The 17,569-nt window shown below is 47.2% G+C and carries 11 protein-coding genes; 2 read left to right on the top strand and 9 right to left on the bottom strand.

The features are described from left to right. Positions 1–21: 21 nt before the first annotated feature. From M2444_RS02995 to M2444_RS02985, 3 genes are all read right to left on the bottom strand, one after another. Positions 22–1,116, bottom strand: coding sequence for a peptidyl-prolyl cis-trans isomerase (locus M2444_RS02995; protein WP_280786227.1), 1,095 nt, complete (start codon positions 1,114–1,116; stop codon positions 22–24). A 193-nt stretch (positions 1,117–1,309) separates the two neighbouring features. Beyond that, positions 1,310–3,475: a GH92 family glycosyl hydrolase gene (locus M2444_RS02990; RefSeq protein WP_280786226.1), complete on the bottom strand. Its 2,166-nt coding sequence runs from the start codon at positions 3,473–3,475 to the stop codon at positions 1,310–1,312. 63 nt (positions 3,476–3,538) lie between these two features. After that, positions 3,539–5,713 (bottom strand): beta-galactosidase, encoded by a 2,175-nt coding sequence (locus tag M2444_RS02985; protein ID WP_280786225.1) that lies wholly within the window; start codon positions 5,711–5,713, stop codon positions 3,539–3,541. 310 nt (positions 5,714–6,023) lie between these two features. Between M2444_RS02985 and M2444_RS02980 the strand changes: the two genes are divergently transcribed. Next, positions 6,024–7,265: a response regulator gene (locus tag M2444_RS02980; RefSeq protein WP_280786224.1), complete on the top strand. Its 1,242-nt coding sequence runs from the start codon at positions 6,024–6,026 to the stop codon at positions 7,263–7,265. Next, on the top strand, positions 7,246–9,024 hold the full coding sequence (locus tag M2444_RS02975) for a cache domain-containing sensor histidine kinase (protein ID WP_280786223.1): 1,779 nt from the start codon (positions 7,246–7,248) through the stop codon (positions 9,022–9,024). The genes M2444_RS02980 and M2444_RS02975 overlap by 20 nt, the downstream gene beginning before the upstream one ends. 341 nt (positions 9,025–9,365) lie before the next feature. Here the strand turns inward: M2444_RS02975 and M2444_RS02970 are convergent, their stop codons facing one another. From M2444_RS02970 to M2444_RS02945, 6 genes are all read right to left on the bottom strand, one after another. Then, positions 9,366–9,815: a DUF4367 domain-containing protein gene (locus M2444_RS02970; protein ID WP_280786222.1), complete on the bottom strand. Its 450-nt coding sequence runs from the start codon at positions 9,813–9,815 to the stop codon at positions 9,366–9,368. Between the two features lie 500 nt (positions 9,816–10,315). Further along, positions 10,316–11,344 (bottom strand): cache domain-containing protein, encoded by a 1,029-nt coding sequence (locus M2444_RS02965; protein WP_280786221.1) that lies wholly within the window; start codon positions 11,342–11,344, stop codon positions 10,316–10,318. A 64-nt stretch (positions 11,345–11,408) separates the two neighbouring features. Continuing rightward, positions 11,409–13,856, bottom strand: a complete 2,448-nt coding sequence (locus M2444_RS02960) for an alpha-L-rhamnosidase-related protein (RefSeq protein WP_179283550.1) — start codon at positions 13,854–13,856, stop codon at positions 11,409–11,411. Positions 13,857–13,956: 100 nt separating this feature from the next. Next, positions 13,957–15,384, bottom strand: a complete 1,428-nt coding sequence (locus M2444_RS02955; RefSeq protein WP_280786220.1) for an ABC transporter substrate-binding protein — start codon at positions 15,382–15,384, stop codon at positions 13,957–13,959. A 141-nt stretch (positions 15,385–15,525) separates the two neighbouring features. After that, entirely contained in the window at positions 15,526–16,410 is an 885-nt protein-coding gene (locus M2444_RS02950) for a carbohydrate ABC transporter permease (RefSeq protein ID WP_094869013.1), read from the bottom strand. 5 nt (positions 16,411–16,415) lie between these two features. Next, positions 16,416–17,348, bottom strand: coding sequence for a carbohydrate ABC transporter permease (locus tag M2444_RS02945; protein ID WP_280786219.1), 933 nt, complete (start codon positions 17,346–17,348; stop codon positions 16,416–16,418). Positions 17,349–17,569: the final 221 nt, after the last annotated feature.

Below are 17,569 nucleotides of genomic sequence, written 5' to 3'. Positions count from 1 at the left end.
GTAGGATTCCCCCTTGAATATTTATTGATTGGCTTGGTTTGCGAGTCTTTCGGCCATCGGGTAATTCCATTCTGCGATAACTTTGCCTAACTGATCGTCCACCATGGATCTAAATTTTTGCTGCACCAAATGAAGTGTGATGGCATCCTTCACTTGATTGAAAGGTTCAACTCCTGCATCCTCTACCGATAGACAGTAAAGTAGATGAATGGCCCCATTTTCAGCAAACAAGCCACTAATCTGTCCCGGTGCAAGCTGATCTGCAGCAAGCAATACCTTAGGATTTTCCAGAGCTGCTGTTCTTCTTGAAGCACTTGTTATTTTGACTTCGCCCAGGTTTATACCAAGCTCTTTTGCCTGCTGATGGATGCCAGTGTCTGATCTTATTTCTGCTGCTATTACTGCTGCCCTGAGCAATTCCATTTTCTCCAAGGCCTCCTGCTGATCCTTGTATTCTGTTTCCGGACCAAAAGGAAGTGACGCCCATTCAAGACGTATAGCTCCCGGCCGAGAATATTTAGCAGCTAGATTTGCTTCATATTCCAGCCTTACCTGTTCATCTGAAATCACGATACCTCCGTTGCTGCGCATTGCCTCAATCGTGGCATCCTCAAGGTTGCTCATGTAATAACTGTAATAGGCCTGCGCTTCCAGATGAAGAGGACCATACACCACTTCCTTATTCGCTACCGCCTGACTCCGCCGTTGATTCTCACGCCCCATTCCTTTTAGAAAACCTTCAAAGCTGATATCCGATACCACTCCTGCTTCTTGAGCAAGCTGCAACTCCATCCGCTTCGTCAGTAGCTGCGTCTGGGATTCTTTTATCCACCTGTGGATTGGTTTTTCGCCGGAATAGTCGGTAGACCAGAATTTCTCTGAGTAGTCGGCATCGTAGGTCTGTTTGAAGTAATCAGCAGTCAGTGCCCGATTCATTTGAAGATGCCAGTTGAACTCCGCTGCAGTGACCTCCTGTCCGTTAAGGGTCAGAAGTGGTTCTTCTACTTGTTGTGGAGCCTGCACATTCATCGCGCCAATCAGCAGCAGGCTTCCTGCAATCATTGCGAACAGAATAGTGATAAGTCGATTTCTTTTGGAATGAAGTCTTAAAGTCATAAGTTGATTCCTCCTCTCCGCACTCATATTAAGCGCTTTCATTCTCTTCGATCTTAGACATGTTACCTTTGAAAAAACAGGCGGGAATGCTGCGAAATGGTTTGCCATTTCACCATTTGCCTAAAAAGAGCAAGATGCTCCATCTATAAATATAAAAACAGCCCGGAGTGTTCCGGACTGCTTAGCATTGCTCTTATGTTGGGGCTAACCCCGAAAACATACTGAAGCTCAGGACGCCGCCTTTCATAATATCTTCATGAGGCAAAGAATGGTGATTCCAAAGCGCATTGTTCCAGTGAATCGATTTACTGTATACATTGGTGGAGCTGTTGTTTTCCGCTTCAATGACCCATTGCCGCCCATTTTCAAGCTGGATCGTTACTTTATCAAATAGAGGGCTGCCCAGCACATATTCGGGAATCCCGGGACTTAATGGATACAGGCCGATGGCGCTCCAAATATACCAGGCACCCATACTGCCATTATCCTCGTCACCGGGTAACCCATCCATTCCACTGTTGAACAGTTTAGCCATGGTTTTGCGAACCCAGTACTGTGTTTTGGACAACGCCCCGAGTCGGGCGAAAATATAAGGAATATGAAAGCTGGGCTGATTGCTGATGGCAAACTGCCCCAGATCGGCCGCGGCCATTTCTGACATTTCATGAATTTCCAAGCCATAAGAACCCACTTTGAATATCGGTTCCTCGGCCATTAACTGGTCCAGACGCTGAACAAAAGCTTCCTCGCCACCCATTAGCCCGGCTAATCCCGGGAAGTCATGGGGCACTGCCCAGCTCCCTTGCCAAGCCCCGCCTTCACAGAACGGATCACCCCATGTTAGGGGATCAAATTCCTCCTGCCAAGTACCGTCCTCGTTGCGACCTCTCATAAACCCAACCGTCGGATCAAATAGCAGCTTATAATTCTGGGCCTGGGCTATAAAACGCTCATAGTCATCCATTTTGCCAAGTGCTTTGGCAACCTGAGCAATACAGAAATCTCCGTATACATAATCCAGCGTGTTACTTACACTTTCATGGAAACGATCATGTGGCAGATAACCGTGCTGCAAATACAATTCAAGCCCTCGTCGGCCCAGCTTCTCGTCCGCTGCCGGACGATCTGCATGTTTCAGCAAACCTTCATATAGTAGCTCTACGTCGAAGCCGCCGATGCCCTTAACCACGGCATCCGCAGCTGCCGCATCGATCAGTGTGCCGGGCATGGCACTGCGTTCACCCGGTGACAGCCATTTTGGCAGCCAGCCGCTTTCACCGTAAGCTAATGTCCAAGCCTGCATGATCTCACCGAGCAAGGATGGAAACATGATACTGTATAACGGGAAGCTAGTCCGGTATACATCCCACAGTCCGATATCTGAATACATTGGACCCCGGCATATGCTGCCGTTAAAAGGACTGTAATGAATTTGCTCGTCCTGCTCGTTATATTCATGCCATGTTCTAGGAAACAGGCAGATCCGGTACATACAGCTGTAAAAGGTACGGAGGTTCTCATCATCCGCGCTTTCGACAACGATACGGCTCAGCCGTTCTTCCCAGCCTGCCTCTGCTTTGCTCAAAATCTCTCCGAAGCTGTGCCCACCAACCTCCCGATCGAGATTCAATTGCGCTTGCTCCCCACTAATAAAGGAAGTGCCGCATTTCACTTCTATTACACCGGATTCCGGTATGTTTAATTCTACGTATGCGCCCAGCTTATCGCCGGTTTCTTCATACGTCCCTAAAGGTTGGTACTCCCCGTCAAAGATTCCCGAATCCTCCATGAGAATGTCTGTGTCGAATTGGAAGACGAAATACATCGCGAAATTATCGGGTACCCCGGCGGTATGCCCCCTTGTAAAGCCGATGATCCTGCGTTTCTCCGGTTGAAAGGTGAGTTGAGACTCGCCTTTCAGCGGTGTTATTATGAGCCTGTTCTGCTGTCCCTTAGCGTATGTAATTCTAATCACCGCACAGCGCTCTGTAGGGGTCAGCTCCAGTCGGGTACGATATCGCTGAAGAGTCACTCCGAAGTAGTGTGGGGACACTTGCATCTCTTCCGGTTTAAAGGAAGAAGATCGCGAACCAGGACTGAGCAATAACGGTCCAGTCTGCGGCAACAGTGTCAGATGTCCATAATCTCCGATCCAAGGACTGGGCTGGTGAGTTAGTCGTATACCCTCCAGGTGGCGATGGTGCGGATGGAAGAACCAGGTCCCCCCTGCTTCATGGGTTTGCGGGCTCCAAGCCGCCATGCCAAATGGCATCGCTGTAAGCGGCAGCGTATTGCCGTGTGAGTAGCGGAAATCCGACTTAGTCCCCTGTAATGGATTAACATAATCTAACAAACCCAAATGGATACACTCCTTTGGCTGGCTTACACCAGCTCTTTAATCTTCGATCTTAACTGCTGCCGGCTAAGATAATCGAAATACTTGAACATCTCCAGCTTCTACCCGTATAGACAGTTGGGTTGTTGAAGGTTCAGACGGATTTATTGGCTGGATTGTGGCGTTCCCATCATCAAACCATGGCTCTGCTGAAGTATAATTGGCAGGCAGCGTAACTTTGGCTTCTGCCAACATGTTCCCTTCATTATGCACATAGAGGAACGCACCTCTGTCTTCTGCAACTTCCCACTCGGAAAGGTCGGCGCGGACACCGCCGCTTACATGCACATTCGGTTGTAGCTTCAATTCCTGCTGTAAAAGATCGCGCACCAACTGTAGCGTTCCGGTATGTCCATCCTGCCAAGAGGCAGCCGCAAGCAAGGTACCGAACCATACAGCACACCCGTTGCCATAAGCGGCGGCCGTCAACACAGGCATATTGTCCTCGGCAAATTCGGCTAGGACCTTCACATGACTTTGCAGCGCAATATCTGATTTGTAATAGGAGCCGTGTGCCTTATCATCTGCGGCTGCTTCCCCTTCCTTGCTGTGCTCCAATACATTAACGAGTGGGATCGCCGTCCGTGATTCGAATGCTACCTGATGATAGCTATGATCCAGATTCTCGGCAGAATGAATCCAAGTCTCCCGAACCCCAAAGACTTCATCAAATCCGTAACCGGGAACTGTATAGCTGTGACAGCCATTCTCTGCCTGAAGCGCTCCGAAGGAGCATTCCGAAATCAAAATTCCGCCCTTCTCCACCCACTCACGCAGGAGGTCACACAGTTTACGGTTCAGATACAGTGGATAAGGCATCCACAGGCAGCGGTATTGGTCCAATGTCTGTTCCGTAACATCCGACTCATGCAGAAATTCCACTTTATAATTAAGGTCATGTAGCAGTTTATGGACGCCTTGCAGGGAATCGTTATAGGTGTCCAAATGATCATGGGCAGCAAAGTTTGCGATTTGGTTCTGTGGGCTGAATAGAATAGCAATCCCGTCCCCACGCCGTTTTGCCTGTAAAAGCTCTTGCTTATTGTCTTGCACAAGCTTATTTAGTTGGGCCATATCCTTGTACCATGGGGTTGGACTGCCGTCCAAATATACACTGCCCCAAGCTGGAGCCTCCTGTCCCAATACCTCCGGTCTATACTGCCAGAACAGATATCCCGTGATACCCCGGGCGAGCGGGGTCAGAATATGCCGTTTCATTTCTCGCAGCTCCGGCTGGCGCGGTTTCATCGCCGTATTGCCCGGCAGTGCATGAATCTCCGAGTTGATGATCGGTTTACCTTTGGCGGCTGAGATCAGCAAATCAGCTGACCAGGCTGAGGACCCCAGACTATTGCCTGTCAGGTCACAGGGTTTAGCCAGCTTGAAGTCGTCTGAACCTGCTGTAATCATATTGAAGATAGGAGCTGGCACAGTATGTGCCATAACAGGATGCAGCAGATCTAGTGACTTCACAGTATCTACCCGGCTCCGCAGCTCATCTGTTAAAGTACCGGACATGAATAGCCGCCAGTCCACCAAATCATTGAATACGCCTTGCCCACGCGGTGCCTCTACTTCCTCCCAGTTTCCGTAAGTCCGCTGCCATGATTCGTTCAGAGCTTCCAGAGTAATATATTTATTTTTCAGCCATTCTTGGAATGCCAGCACGGAGTGCCCGCAATAACATACCTGGTTGTCAAATGACAACTTGCGCTTAATCCCTGTCGTCAGCTCAGGCTCATTCCATAAATCCCACACCCAGAGTGCAGGATGATCTTTGAATGTCTTCACTGTTTCCGACAGAAATTTCGCCTTCTCCGTGGCTGCAGCTGCATGGTGATAACAAGGTCCAGGAGCTCCGCCAATCTGGCGGCAGTTAATTGACCTTGGTTCCAGTACGGAACCGTCTGCTGTGATCATTTTGGAATCAGGATGTTTTTTATAAAACCAGGCTGGCGCCACATCGAAAATCACGTTCAAAATGACCTTTAAGCCGTTCCGTTGAGCAATATCCATCAGCTCCTGAATATCATCGAACTCGTAGATCCCTTCTTTGGACACGCTGGCGCGCCACTGCACCCAATATTTCACACAATTGAAGCCCTGCCCGGCAATATTGCTCAGGTCTTTTTCCCATTGATCCCGGAATGGGGTCGGGGAACGGTAATATTGAAACCCGAATGGAATAAATGAATTTTGCATCAAGGGTACTCCTCCTACAGCGTTCAATTTCGATGTCATGTATTTATAAAAGCGCTTACCGCTCTTTTACGGTTAAAGTCTATCACAGTACATTTTGCAAAAGTTAGGATGGAATCCTATGAAACGGTTTGTTAAGCTGTTGAAATATTTAGAACATCCGCTATGAGGTTATCGTTGTACAAAGCCACCGGGGAACATACTGCGAAATCGTTTGTGATCCTGACAACTAAGAAATTATCGCTCCTCTAAAAGAGGTTTCATGTTTATAATGGCTGTAAGACATATTAGAAACTACTTCGAGGTGAGGCCAATGTTGAAAGCGCTTATAGTAGATGATGAATATCTGGTTCGTATGGGCATCACTCAAACCATAGACTGGGCAGAATACAACGTTGAGATCATAGGAGAAGCCAGCAATGGTGAGGAGGGTTTGGAGCTTGCACTACAACACCGCCCGGATGTGATTATTACCGATATCCGTATGCCCTATATGAATGGTCTTGAACTCATCGAGAAAATACGGGAGCAGGACATGCTCGTAGGTATTGTCGTCCTCAGCGGTTATGACGAATTTCAATATGCACAGGCTGCATTGCGTTATGGCGCCTCCACCTATCTGTTAAAGCCCATTAACATAGAAGAACTCGCAGATACAGTAAGAAGCGTTGGTGATGAAATCCTGGGGAAAAAGCAACTCTCCAAGCGATATTCGCAGCTTAATGAGGAAATTGCCGCGATATCCAAACAATTCTGGCAGGATTTACTGCATGGCCAGCTGCATAGTGAGGAATTCATTACCAGCAAAATAAAGCTGCTGGAGCTGCAATTGGAACCAGGAAAAGCTATGCTGCCGCTGTCCATAGCCTTCCCTGCTGATAATGGTCTTCAAGGAACTGATGTAGGCAAAGCGTTGGTGGATGAAGCAGCGGTTATTCTGGAAGCGTATTCTTTTGAACAGCTCTGTCTATTCCGCGATAGTCATCTGGAGTGGGTTATGATTCTCCGAACTGATGAACCTGAGCTTGCCGGTGATTCTGCCCGCAGATTAGGTAAGCAGCTATCGGAATGGAGCCAGCAGCACTTCGGCCAGGCTCTTAGCGTAGGCATCGGCAAACCAACTCAAGAATGGAACGGAATCGTAGATTCATACAAACAGGCTTCGCTTGCTGCGCAGCGTGCATTGTCTGGTATTGAACGCGTGTTGTACGCTGAAGAAGAGGCCGGAGCTCGATGCCGGCGTGAAATCAGAGACGCCCTCGCTTTTATCCGGGAGCATTATGCTGGGAACATTACCGTGGAGATGGTTGCTGCTGCGGTGTTCGTCAGTCCAACCCATTTAATGCATCTATTCCGCAAAGATTTGAACAAGACTTTCTATGAATGTCTGACGGAATATCGGATTGAAGAAGCCAAACGTATGCTGCGCAATCCGATGTACCGGGTCTATGAGGTGGGCAATCAGGTTGGTTTCACTGACTCCAAATACTTTAGCCAGATATTCAAAAAGATGACGGGCATTCCCCCGAGCGAATATGCAAAAACCTATGGTTAAGCTAACGATGGCCAACCGGATTAATTCTTGGATGCGGAGGTTCAAGATCAAAAGTCGGATTGTTGTTGTTCTGTTAGTGGGATTGTCACTGCATCTGGTGCTGATGCTTGTTATTTTCAACTTCTATTCCTATACCTATCTTCAAAAGGATCTGTACCGCCATGTCGTCCAGACTCAGCGCCAAATTGGTCTCAGTGTGGAGTTGATGGTCGATGATATTCAGATGTTGTTTCTGCGCTTTCTAGTGAACAGTGATATTTACCAGATCATTAATAACGATTCCCTGCCGGTAACAGACAAGGAATCACGGATCGGAGCTATCATCGACGGCATGCTGACCCAGAATGCTCTCGTGGGCAATGTGATTATAAGCACAAATGACAATATGCTTTATTCTTATCAGTCCAAGGAGCAGATGCTTGAGGTTCCCGAAGCCTTATTTATTAAACGGATACAGGAGAGCAGCATGCCTGTTGTCGGTGAGATCAAACGGGATGGTGACGGCAATGCCTATATTCCTTTCGGACAGCAATTCCGGAACTTCAATACGGGGCAAAATATCGGGGTTGTCATCATCTATGTCAGAGAATCCGCCTTGGCTGATCTTTATTCCTCCAGTTTCACTGGCATTGGCTACTCCTTCCTGACTTCCAGCGACCGGATTATATCTCACCCCGACAAGCGCCTCTTGGGCAATTTTTTGGAGGAGAACGCCCCCCTTCATCCGGGTCAGAAGGAAGGCTATCGCACCTGGTCAGATAACGGTAACTCCTACATCATTGCTACTTATCCTTTGAATCCTAGGTTGGAGACGCTTGGCGTTAGCTGGGAGTTCACCAGTGTGATTTCTAGCCACAAATTGCTGGAGGGAATTGCCAAGGGTAACCGAAATGCCCTTCTTTTCGCCAGTGTTACCTTCATTGTCCTACTGATTCTTTCCTTTTATCTGGCGGCCAAAATCACCCGTCCACTACTGAATTTGAAGAAGAAGCTGAGTCTGTTTGGCAAAAAAGACTTAGCTGCTGTCTATGAGCAGCGGGCACAGGTCGATGAGATTTTCCAGCTAGAGAACAGTTACTATCAGATGGTAGAACGGATCAGCCAATTAATGCTGGAAAAGGATGAAGAGAAAGAGAAGCAACGCAAAGCCGAGCTGACTGCGCTGCAATCGCAGATCAATCCTCATTTCCTCTACAACACACTGGATGCGATCGCCTGGATTGCCCGGCTAAAGAAGCAGCCCGACATTGAGCGGCTAATTTCTTCTCTGGCGACCTTTTTTCGGATTAGCCTGCATAAAGGCGACAAATTCGTCACTGTCGACGAAGAAATTCGCCTAGTGGAAAGTTTTGTGACTGTCGAGCAAATGCGTTTTCCGAATAAATTCGAGATTGAATACGACATTGAGGAATCGCTGCGCAAGGTCCGCATTTTGAAGCTGATTCTTCAGCCTATCGCAGAAAATGCGATCAAACATGGTATCAGTGAGAAACGTGGCATGGGCCGGATTTGGATTAAGGGCGAGTTGCTGGAGGATGAGATTCGCTTTACAGTGGCAGATGACGGAGTCGGCTTTGCCAACGGCGCGACACTTAGCCAAGCCAAGGAAGATGTGCTGTTCCAGAGCGGATATGGCCTGCGAAATGTGGACGAACGGATTAAGCTGGAATACGGCCCTCAATATGGGCTAAGCATCTCCAGCACTCCGGGTCAAGGCACTACGGTTACGATTAGCTTGAAGAAGGAGCTGCCCAATTAGCTAAGATTGTTAATGAATGCGGACATTACAAAGAAATCGTTCCTTTTTTGAGAGGTAGGTGGTACATCTACTTTACTCATAAAGTGCGATTTCTTTTTTTATCGTGTGAGTAGTGTAGATAGTTATTCTGACTTTTCGCCAAGTGAATTAAGCCCTCCGATTAGTTCATCTCCAAAGGAAGGGTGTCCATTACGAACCTCAACGCCTATACTCTACATAAACTCGACCTTTCATCGATCATTCTCCCTCCACACTATTAAAAATGCCACTTCAATAAATAAAAGAGGAGCATTACCATGGCAAGCCCTCAGAAATCATAATCCTTTTGTTCAACCACTTAATCATTTCATTGAACTTGCTAACGCGACCATTTCCTCTTTAGTCAAATCCCCACTGTCGAATTCAATGAAAGTATCATCTTGTACCCATCGAAGGTATCCTCCTGGTGTATGATTAGCCCATGGTTCAAAACGCCCTTCGATTCCGTTTATGTTAATTTTCTCTCCACGTTCATTAAATTTAAAATCCTCGACTATAGTTCTTGTTGTACTTATCTGGTTACGAACATCTAAACTAGTGACAACTCGGTTTATTTTATAACCAACAGCCTTATGTTCTTCAATGCCAAATAAATATGTCTTTCCTGATTCATCAAAAAAATGAAGTCTAACTTTTGAAACTGATTGACTAAGAACAAGCGGATAAGGTTCCTTTATTTCTAACTTATAACCTTTAACAGAGTGAGACGGTACTAGTAGTTTGAATTCCGCAACTTTTTTTAGCTTGTCCAACCCCACATTCAGATGACTCAGACGAATTAGATTCCTTCCGATTAGAGGTGTTTTAGTTGTATTTCGTACAACTAAAACGCCCTATTTTGCAAAGAGCGGACGTTTAAGTGTATTTGGTACATCTATAGTTTCCAATTTTGTTGGCTAGGACTGTTTTCTCGAATAATAAGTGTAGTGAATGCAACTAAACATTGCCTCAGACGTTAATTGCCCTCATTTAGTTGTATGAAATACACTTCAGCTAAAGCACACTAGTTTTATCTGCCAGAGAGATATATTAGTGAAACAAAGGTTACTTTGTGGATCCCATCTCCCTCTACTCCCATTCATTCTACTAAAAACACCAAAAGCGTCCAAAGCATAAGCAACCAATTAAATTACTTTGGAGGACACCTCTATGTCTGAGTAGATATAAACACTGCAAGTCAGTGACCTTTTGCTGACTTTAGCGGGTAGCCTGAAATTCCACAGCTATTTTTCATAGATTCTGACTACCAATCTTAGTCTTTCATCGTGGAGTTAATTTTCAAGTATAACTGTTTCAGCGGATTAACAATACTGCCGCTAAGCTTTGAGATCAGCAACCAGAAAACTATGAACACCATGATGTTTAATCCGATCATTAAATACTTAAACGTCCGCAGCTCTGCATTCATTCCGTCTGCAGAGATATAGGTGACAATCCGCTCGTCCGATTCGGGCAGCGGATAGAGCAAAATCAAGCCGTCGGCCGTTTCACGCTCAAGTAGATCTGCATCACTACTGGCGATACCTTCTTGACCTTCCGGCTTAGCCGGATGATTCATTTTCTGTGTGCCCAGCGCTGTTCTAACTTCTTGCAGTCGCTTCATGGGAACATCCGCCGCATTCAATAGCTTTCCGTTACTTGTCAGCAGATAAACTTCATTCTCGCCGTAGATCGTATTCTTACCTGACAGATAGAAGCTGTACAGCTTGTCAATTTCAACTTCGAGCGAGAGCAGACCTAAAATTTGCCCCTCCGTGTTTTGAATTTTCACCTCAAGCAGCAGACGGTCGCGCAGATCAGAAGGCGCGTTCATCAGATGTTCCCGGTTCAGCACCGTCCAGCGCAAAGCCTGTTCCCGATTATCCAGAAATTGTTCCATCCCCGGAACTTTCTTGATCTCTGTAAAGGGGAGAAGCCCAGACACATTGCTCGAGGAGTAGGTCCCCCCTGCTTCACCCCAAATATAAATGCCGAGAATGTCACTGCTAGAGGAGCGAATGCCCTCAAGTATAGGAGAAATCGCTCCGTCGTACGCTGGTTTTTTCAACGCATTCTGTACCACCTGATTGTTGGAGATAAGCTTGGAGGTCTCCTCTAGCCAGTTCATGAACAAAAGAGTGTTCTTATGCTGCTGGCCAGTGTATTGAACGGACAACTGCCGCAACATATCCAAACTTCTATGCTCCATAGTACGGTACAAAATGAAACTCGAAGCGGCAATGTAAACGGTAATAAACAGCACCAGGACAAGGCGGATGTTGCGGCCGAATGATCTGAACATATAACTCCCCATCCCCCTCTGGTGTATGAATCAACGAAAACGAAGATCAATTGAAATCAGACTATCAGCTAAAGTGACTAATGTCGATCGCCTTATAAAAAGAACCTGCATCTGTCAGCAGCACTTCATGATTAGGCAAGATAATTGTAATCGCCGAACCGGCTGGCCAGTTAGCTTCAAAATGGAAGTTTTTATGTCCCGCTTCTGAATGGATTTCCCATTTTACATGTATTGGACCCAGACTTGTGCTTACGATTCCACTGGCCTGTTGCAGATCGCCGCAATGTGGCTTTACGGTTATTCCCTCTATCCCTTGCCGGACACCCAATATCCCTCTTGTGAACTCAGTGATCGGGAGAGCGCTCCAGGCGTGACAGTCACTTCTGGTTCCAACAGAGTCCATTTCCGGGAGTGTAGTGAGGTTCAAATCCAGCTGTTTCATCCAACGAGCCCATAGTCCGAAGGAGCGGTCATACAATCCGCAATGTTCCAACGCGCGAAAAAGATAATAGCTCATCGGCAGCGAAAGTTTAGCCAGTGATGTGTCAGCCATTGTAATCTCTAGTAGTGCTGCACCCTCTACAGCGTCCACCGTGCCAGCTAAAATCGCCCAGACCTGCGTATGCTGGCTCAGCTGTGTTTCCGCTGTTGCCGCCGGGCTGTCGCGGAACATCAGGCTGTTCGTTTGGCGACAACAATCCAGCACTGCAGCGTTGACTGCGGCTTTTCGCTGACGTAGTTCACCAGCAATCTGTGTCCAGCCGCTGGCTGCAAGCAATTCAGCCGCTTGCTCCAGCGCGGCCGCATACATCAAACTAAGCATGGTCGCAGGTGTATCATCCGTACAGTCTGGTGCACCAAGTGGCCATTCTTCTACCCAGTCAAAATAATTCCAATATTGGCGAGGCGTTCTGTCCACCAGACCTTGCGGTGTCAGTCGCTGATCGAACCAGTCCAATACGGATAACAGTGGCAGTCGGTACCGATTTACCAGTGCCAGATCTCCAAAGGATCTGTAGTGGTCATGAATCATCCCGATCCAATATAAAGAGAAGGAGGGGATGACCTGTGGCAGCACGGAGGGGTATCGGCTTTGCAACATGCCATTTGGCAGCTGCGAAGCCCTGTAATCTTCCATTGCCCTCCGTGCCAATCGGTCGTCTCCTGATAACAGGTACGTAAATTCCATCATCAGTTTGGTATCCATGGTATATTGCAACTGTTCATAATACGGCGTATCCTCGTAGGTCTCATGCATGCAGCGTTGAAGTGTTCGGACACTCAGCTCCCAGAGCTGGTTATATCGTTCATCGTTGCAATGAAAGCTTCCTGCCTGCAGCAAAGGATATCCGGTCTCCCGATAACTGAAGCCGGATATCGTCAAAGGTTCGGCTCCAGTATTCACCTCCAGCCGGATATACCGGAAGGTACGAAACCAGAAAGGCTCATAGCTTTCCATCTGCACCGAGGAGCCATAACCGGCAGGATGATAGCAGTCATATCCTCCTCTTAACACATGCTCCTGCATATCATCACGGATGGATTTGCGGCGGATCTCGTCATCTCCAGTCTCTTTCTCGTAGCACTCGGCGTACAGCAGGGTGATCCGGCTACCTTTCCCCCCAAGAAGCTTAAGCTGCGGATAAGCTGTGATTAGCTCTCCTGCATCCAGCTCCAGCCAGAGTTGCTGCCACGCTTCCACGTGTATTCCTGCTAATGGCCGCGAAGCTCCACCAGCTTCATTCCGCAGCTCCAGACTATGCCCGTTTTCAAAAAGGGCTTCCCCTTCACCACTGCTGCTGCGCATCAGCTTCAGGAAGAGCTGATCCCGCTCATACAGCAGCGGAATCGGTCGCTCCGCCAATTGCCAGGGGGTTAATTGACCAAAATCATCCCGCACCGGCTGTACAATCCCTGCGGCTAGCCAGGCGCTGTCGTCATATTCCGGCAGAATCCAATTCAGCAGCGACATGTCCCCCTCCACCTCTTCCAATCCGCCCATCCAGCGCATAATCGGAAACGGCTGAAGCCGGTAGCTGTGGTCCCTAATGCTTTTCCATGAGGTATCCGTATTAAGTTCCTGTACAATCTGCCCATTGTTCATAACATCCGCTTCTACAAGCAAGCCGCCTTTTTGCGAGCGCCAAATCGATAGAGGACCGTCTTCACCCAATTCAAATGGCGAAGTCCCAGCATAATGAACTACCATAACAGCAATCACATTTATACCTGGTTGCAAAACGTCATTCAAATGGAACTCCTCATAATAGTGTACATGACCATGACCCTTGCAAGGACCGGCCCATAAACGCTGCCCGTTAACAAAGAGTCTGTAGCGGCTGTCAGCTGTAATGGCCAAATTCAGACTGTAGGCCCTCCCCGCTCCAGCTGGCAGCTCAAACATTTTGCGAAAATACACCCGCTCGTGTTGCTGCTCCCAACTTTCAGTTCCTTCCTCGTCCAAAGGCCAGATCCATCGCGCGTTCCAGTCTCCCCATTCTTTTGCTGCCATATAATGCACCTCTCCTTTATCCCTTAGAGTAGATTTTGGCAATGTACGCAGAAACGGCATCGCCGCCCTTTAGAAGGACGACGCCGCCGTTTGACTGTGTTTATTTCACCTTGTCGAGATAATCACGTTGAAATTCTTCAGCAGCCTTAGTCAAAACCTCCAGTGGATCTGCGTTTTTGTCCGTTAGGACGGTTTGCAGTACAATATCCAACTTCTGGTACAATTCCTGAGCGTTGACCGGCTCTTCTGCCCGCATGCCTTTACTGCCGTTGTCCATATAATCACGGAACAAATCCAAGTTTACATTGTTGTATTTGTCGAGAATCTTCTGTTCTTCACCGATCCGCTTCTCATCTGTCCAAATCCGCAGTCCGTATGGGCCTACGATCAGCCCCTGATCACTCAGTGTCTTTTTCTCGATATCCCAACCAGTCAACGCCTCCTCTGAGGATTCCGGAGTGAATCCGTAGGTTTTTAGCCATTTGAATCCAGCATCAATCTGCTCAGGTGTTACATTAGGCGAGAACATATATAGACCACCGCCGAGCAGGGTTACAGGTTTACCGATCGGTCCGACTGGAAGTGCGGACATTGCCACATTATCTTTAGACATTTTAGTCTGCTGCTGGATGACTGGAGACCAGTCATTCGTGCCGAAGCTCATAGCGACTTGATCAGTTCCGAACAAGCGGAACATATCATTCGTAACATCCACCAGATTATTGTCCGGCAGAACATCATATTTCCATTTCAAGTCCTTCACATATTGCAGTGCTGCCGCTGCTTCTGGAGAATTGAACACCGCTTGCCATTTGCCATCTACCTGTTTTTCGAATTCCGCGCCGTAAGCCCAGGCAATATTCATGAACATCCAACCGCCCTGGCCACTTTTTGTTGGTAGGAACATTCCCGCCTTACCAGTCTTTTGCTTGATGATCTGCGCGGTTTCTGCCAGCTCATCATATGTCTTAGGGAACTTTGGTATGCCTTTATCGTCCAACAGACCAGCTTCCTTAAAGAGATTCATATTGTAGAGCATGCCGATGACATATCCGTCCTTCGGAATCCCGTAATATTTTCCGTCTTTAGTAACCATCTTAAGCAGATCTGGATTGATCGCCTGATCATAACCATATTTTTTCATAGTATCCGTTATATCAGCTGCGTAATTTGCTTTGATAATTTTGCTTGTTTCTGTAAAAAAGGTTTCGTAAACCGTTGGAAGCTGACCACTGGCCGCTTTAGGCAGGAAAGAGCTGACGTCATACCCCCATTCATCCTTGTCCACAATGATATCCGGAAAATTAGCTTTCATCTTCGCCATAACCTGCTCATACTGGGCAATTTTGGCTTCCTCATTCGGCTTCGGCCAGTTACTGACCTTGATCGTCACTTGTTTGTTGCTCGCTTCTTCCGTATTCCCCCCGGCGTTCTCTTCTTTGGAACCTCCGCAGCCAGCCAGACCGGCCGTAAGAAGTAATATTAGCGCCAGTGTAGCTGTAATTTTTTTGGTGTGTTCGATTCTCAATGTAATTCCCCCTAAGCTTATTGTTAAAGCATTCTTCACAACATGTAAAGCGCTTTCTTTTGAATCTGAAATCATCTTACCACGCACCTTCTGCAGCACCCTACGGGGCAAAACTGTGAAATGGTTTGTGATCGGGTGATGTTACCCTTTAATACTTCCACCAAAGGATTGCCCGTTCATAATGTACTTTTGGAAAAAAACAAACAGGATAATCGGCGGCAGGATCGCAAACGTCAGCGCAATAAACTGAATGTCCTGCGGCAAAGTCGCTTTCAGATTGTAAATGGCCACAATGACCGACCAGGTCGATTTATCCTTCAGCACCATAAAAGGCCAAAAGAAATCCTGCCAGACACTGTTCATCGTTAGTATCGTAATTGTTGCCATAACCGGTCCGCTGAGCGGAAGTATCACCCGGATAAAGATACCGATCGTGCTCGCTCCGTCAATTTTGGCCGCTTCCAGCAGCGCCAGAGGGATGGTATCAAAAAAATTCTTGAAGATCAGAATTACCACCGGATTCACAGCAGCCATAAACCACATCGGCCAGTAAGTATTGGTCAGGTTCAAGTGTAACAATGGAAAATCAATCAGGTTTTTGAACAGCGGCACCATCCCGACTGTATTCGGAACCATCATGGTCCACACGATCAGAGCAAACAGCAGTGCACTCCCTCGAGGCTTAAGCTTGGAAAAAAAATATCCTGCCAGCCCGTTAAACGTAAGGCAAAATAGTACAGAACCGACAGCTAAGTATGCCGTATTCAGATAATAACTGAGAAAGTTAAATTCCTGCCAGGTCTCCCATAGCTTGCCAACATTGAATGAGCGAGGAATCAGGGTGGGCGGGATGGCATAGAACTCTTTGATGTCTTTAAGACTCGAGACCATAATCCAGACCGGAGGCAGAATACAGACGGCGGCAAGCACAATCATCAGAATGAACATGCACCAATACAGCACGCGCACCCAAGGTGATCTATATTCTATATTGCCGATAATGCCAAATGCTTCTTTTGTTTTCATAGCTTCTACTCCCTGTTCAATTTCTTATCCAGCCGGAAATAAATAATAGTAAGCACCATCAGAACAAGAAAAGTAATAACCCCCAGCGCCATGGAATGCCCTGCTTCAAAACTCCGGAATGCATAATAATAGCTTTGCAGCATCAACGTCATTGAGGCATTATTCGGCCCCCCCTCGGTCATGACCAGAGGCTCGTTGAAGATCTGGAATACACCGCTAATCTGCAAAATCATCATCAATCCGATCATACTGGAGATTTGCGAAATGGTGATGCTTTTAAATCTTCGCCATACATTCGCACCGTCGATGGAAGCCGCTTCGTACAGATCATGATTAATGCTTTGCAGACTGGCTAGATAGAGCAGCACCGTCCCCCCAAAATTCCGCCAGGTAATCGTGAAAATAATCAGCATAATCGTCATGTCCGGGTCCTGAAGCCACTGCTGCACTGGGAATCCCAGAGCGCTCAGCATAATATTCAGCACGCCGCCCTTCCCAGGCTCAAACAGAAACATCCATAACATCGAGGCAGCAATGCCGGGAACCATGCTCGGAAAAAAGACTGAAAAGCGGAAAAACGATTTCCCATGCCTGAGCTCATTGATCACAACTGCGACTATAATGGGTACAGCAAATCCAATCAGCAGCGACCAAAACACATATACAAAAGAGTTGGTCAGTGTCTGCTGAAACGCTGAGTTCTGTATCACATCCTTGTAATTCTGCAGTCCGGCAAAGCTTACGGCATTATAACCCTCTGTATTGAAAAAAGAGAGCACAATGCCCTTGATCAGCGGCTGCCAGGAAAAAAAGAAAAAGGCAAAAAGCGTAGGGACAATTAAGATCCAAGAGGACCAATCTCTAAATAGACGCCCCACAGGATAACCTTTCTTTTTCTTAGTCATTAAAGGATTTAGTTCAGTGGTTTTTCCAATCATGCTCCTGTCCTTCCTTCCTCCCGAAGCCAAGATTCACTCCGGTCAGGCGTTGTTAGTTGTTATATTTAAATGATAGCGCTTCCTTCGAATCCTCGAAATCCGGTAACCCTGCGAAAGCGTTTGTAAAGCTACTTATTTTGCTGGCAAGTGTTTATGCGAGAAATATAAGAGGTAGAGTATGGTATGAAACTTATACTTTCTTATATTTCAAAAAAAAGCGA

Origin of the sequence: Paenibacillus sp. PastF-3, assembly GCF_029893135.1 — a bacterium.
GTDB classification, from domain to species: Bacteria; Bacillota; Bacilli; order Paenibacillales; family Paenibacillaceae; genus Paenibacillus_AQ; species Paenibacillus_AQ nitricinens.
Note: the sequence above shows the minus strand (reverse complement) of the source record. Positions and strands in the feature narration are given on the sequence as shown.

Excerpts from the sequence above, each read along its gene's own strand:
- M2444_RS02995 (WP_280786227.1), bottom strand. The coding sequence starts at position 1,116 with ATGACTTTAAGACTTCATTCCAAAAGAAATCGACTTATCACTATTCTG.
- M2444_RS02985 (WP_280786225.1), bottom strand. The coding sequence starts at position 5,713 with ATGCAAAATTCATTTATTCCATTCGGGTTTCAATATTACCGTTCCCCG.
- M2444_RS02980 (WP_280786224.1), top strand. The coding sequence starts at position 6,024 with ATGTTGAAAGCGCTTATAGTAGATGATGAATATCTGGTTCGTATGGGC.
- M2444_RS02975 (WP_280786223.1), top strand. The coding sequence starts at position 7,246 with ATGCAAAAACCTATGGTTAAGCTAACGATGGCCAACCGGATTAATTCT.
- M2444_RS02965 (WP_280786221.1), bottom strand. The coding sequence starts at position 11,344 with ATGTTCAGATCATTCGGCCGCAACATCCGCCTTGTCCTGGTGCTGTTT.
- M2444_RS02960 (WP_179283550.1), bottom strand. The coding sequence starts at position 13,856 with ATGGCAGCAAAAGAATGGGGAGACTGGAACGCGCGATGGATCTGGCCT.
- M2444_RS02950 (WP_094869013.1), bottom strand. The coding sequence starts at position 16,410 with ATGAAAACAAAAGAAGCATTTGGCATTATCGGCAATATAGAATATAGA.
- M2444_RS02945 (WP_280786219.1), bottom strand. The coding sequence starts at position 17,348 with ATGATTGGAAAAACCACTGAACTAAATCCTTTAATGACTAAGAAAAAG.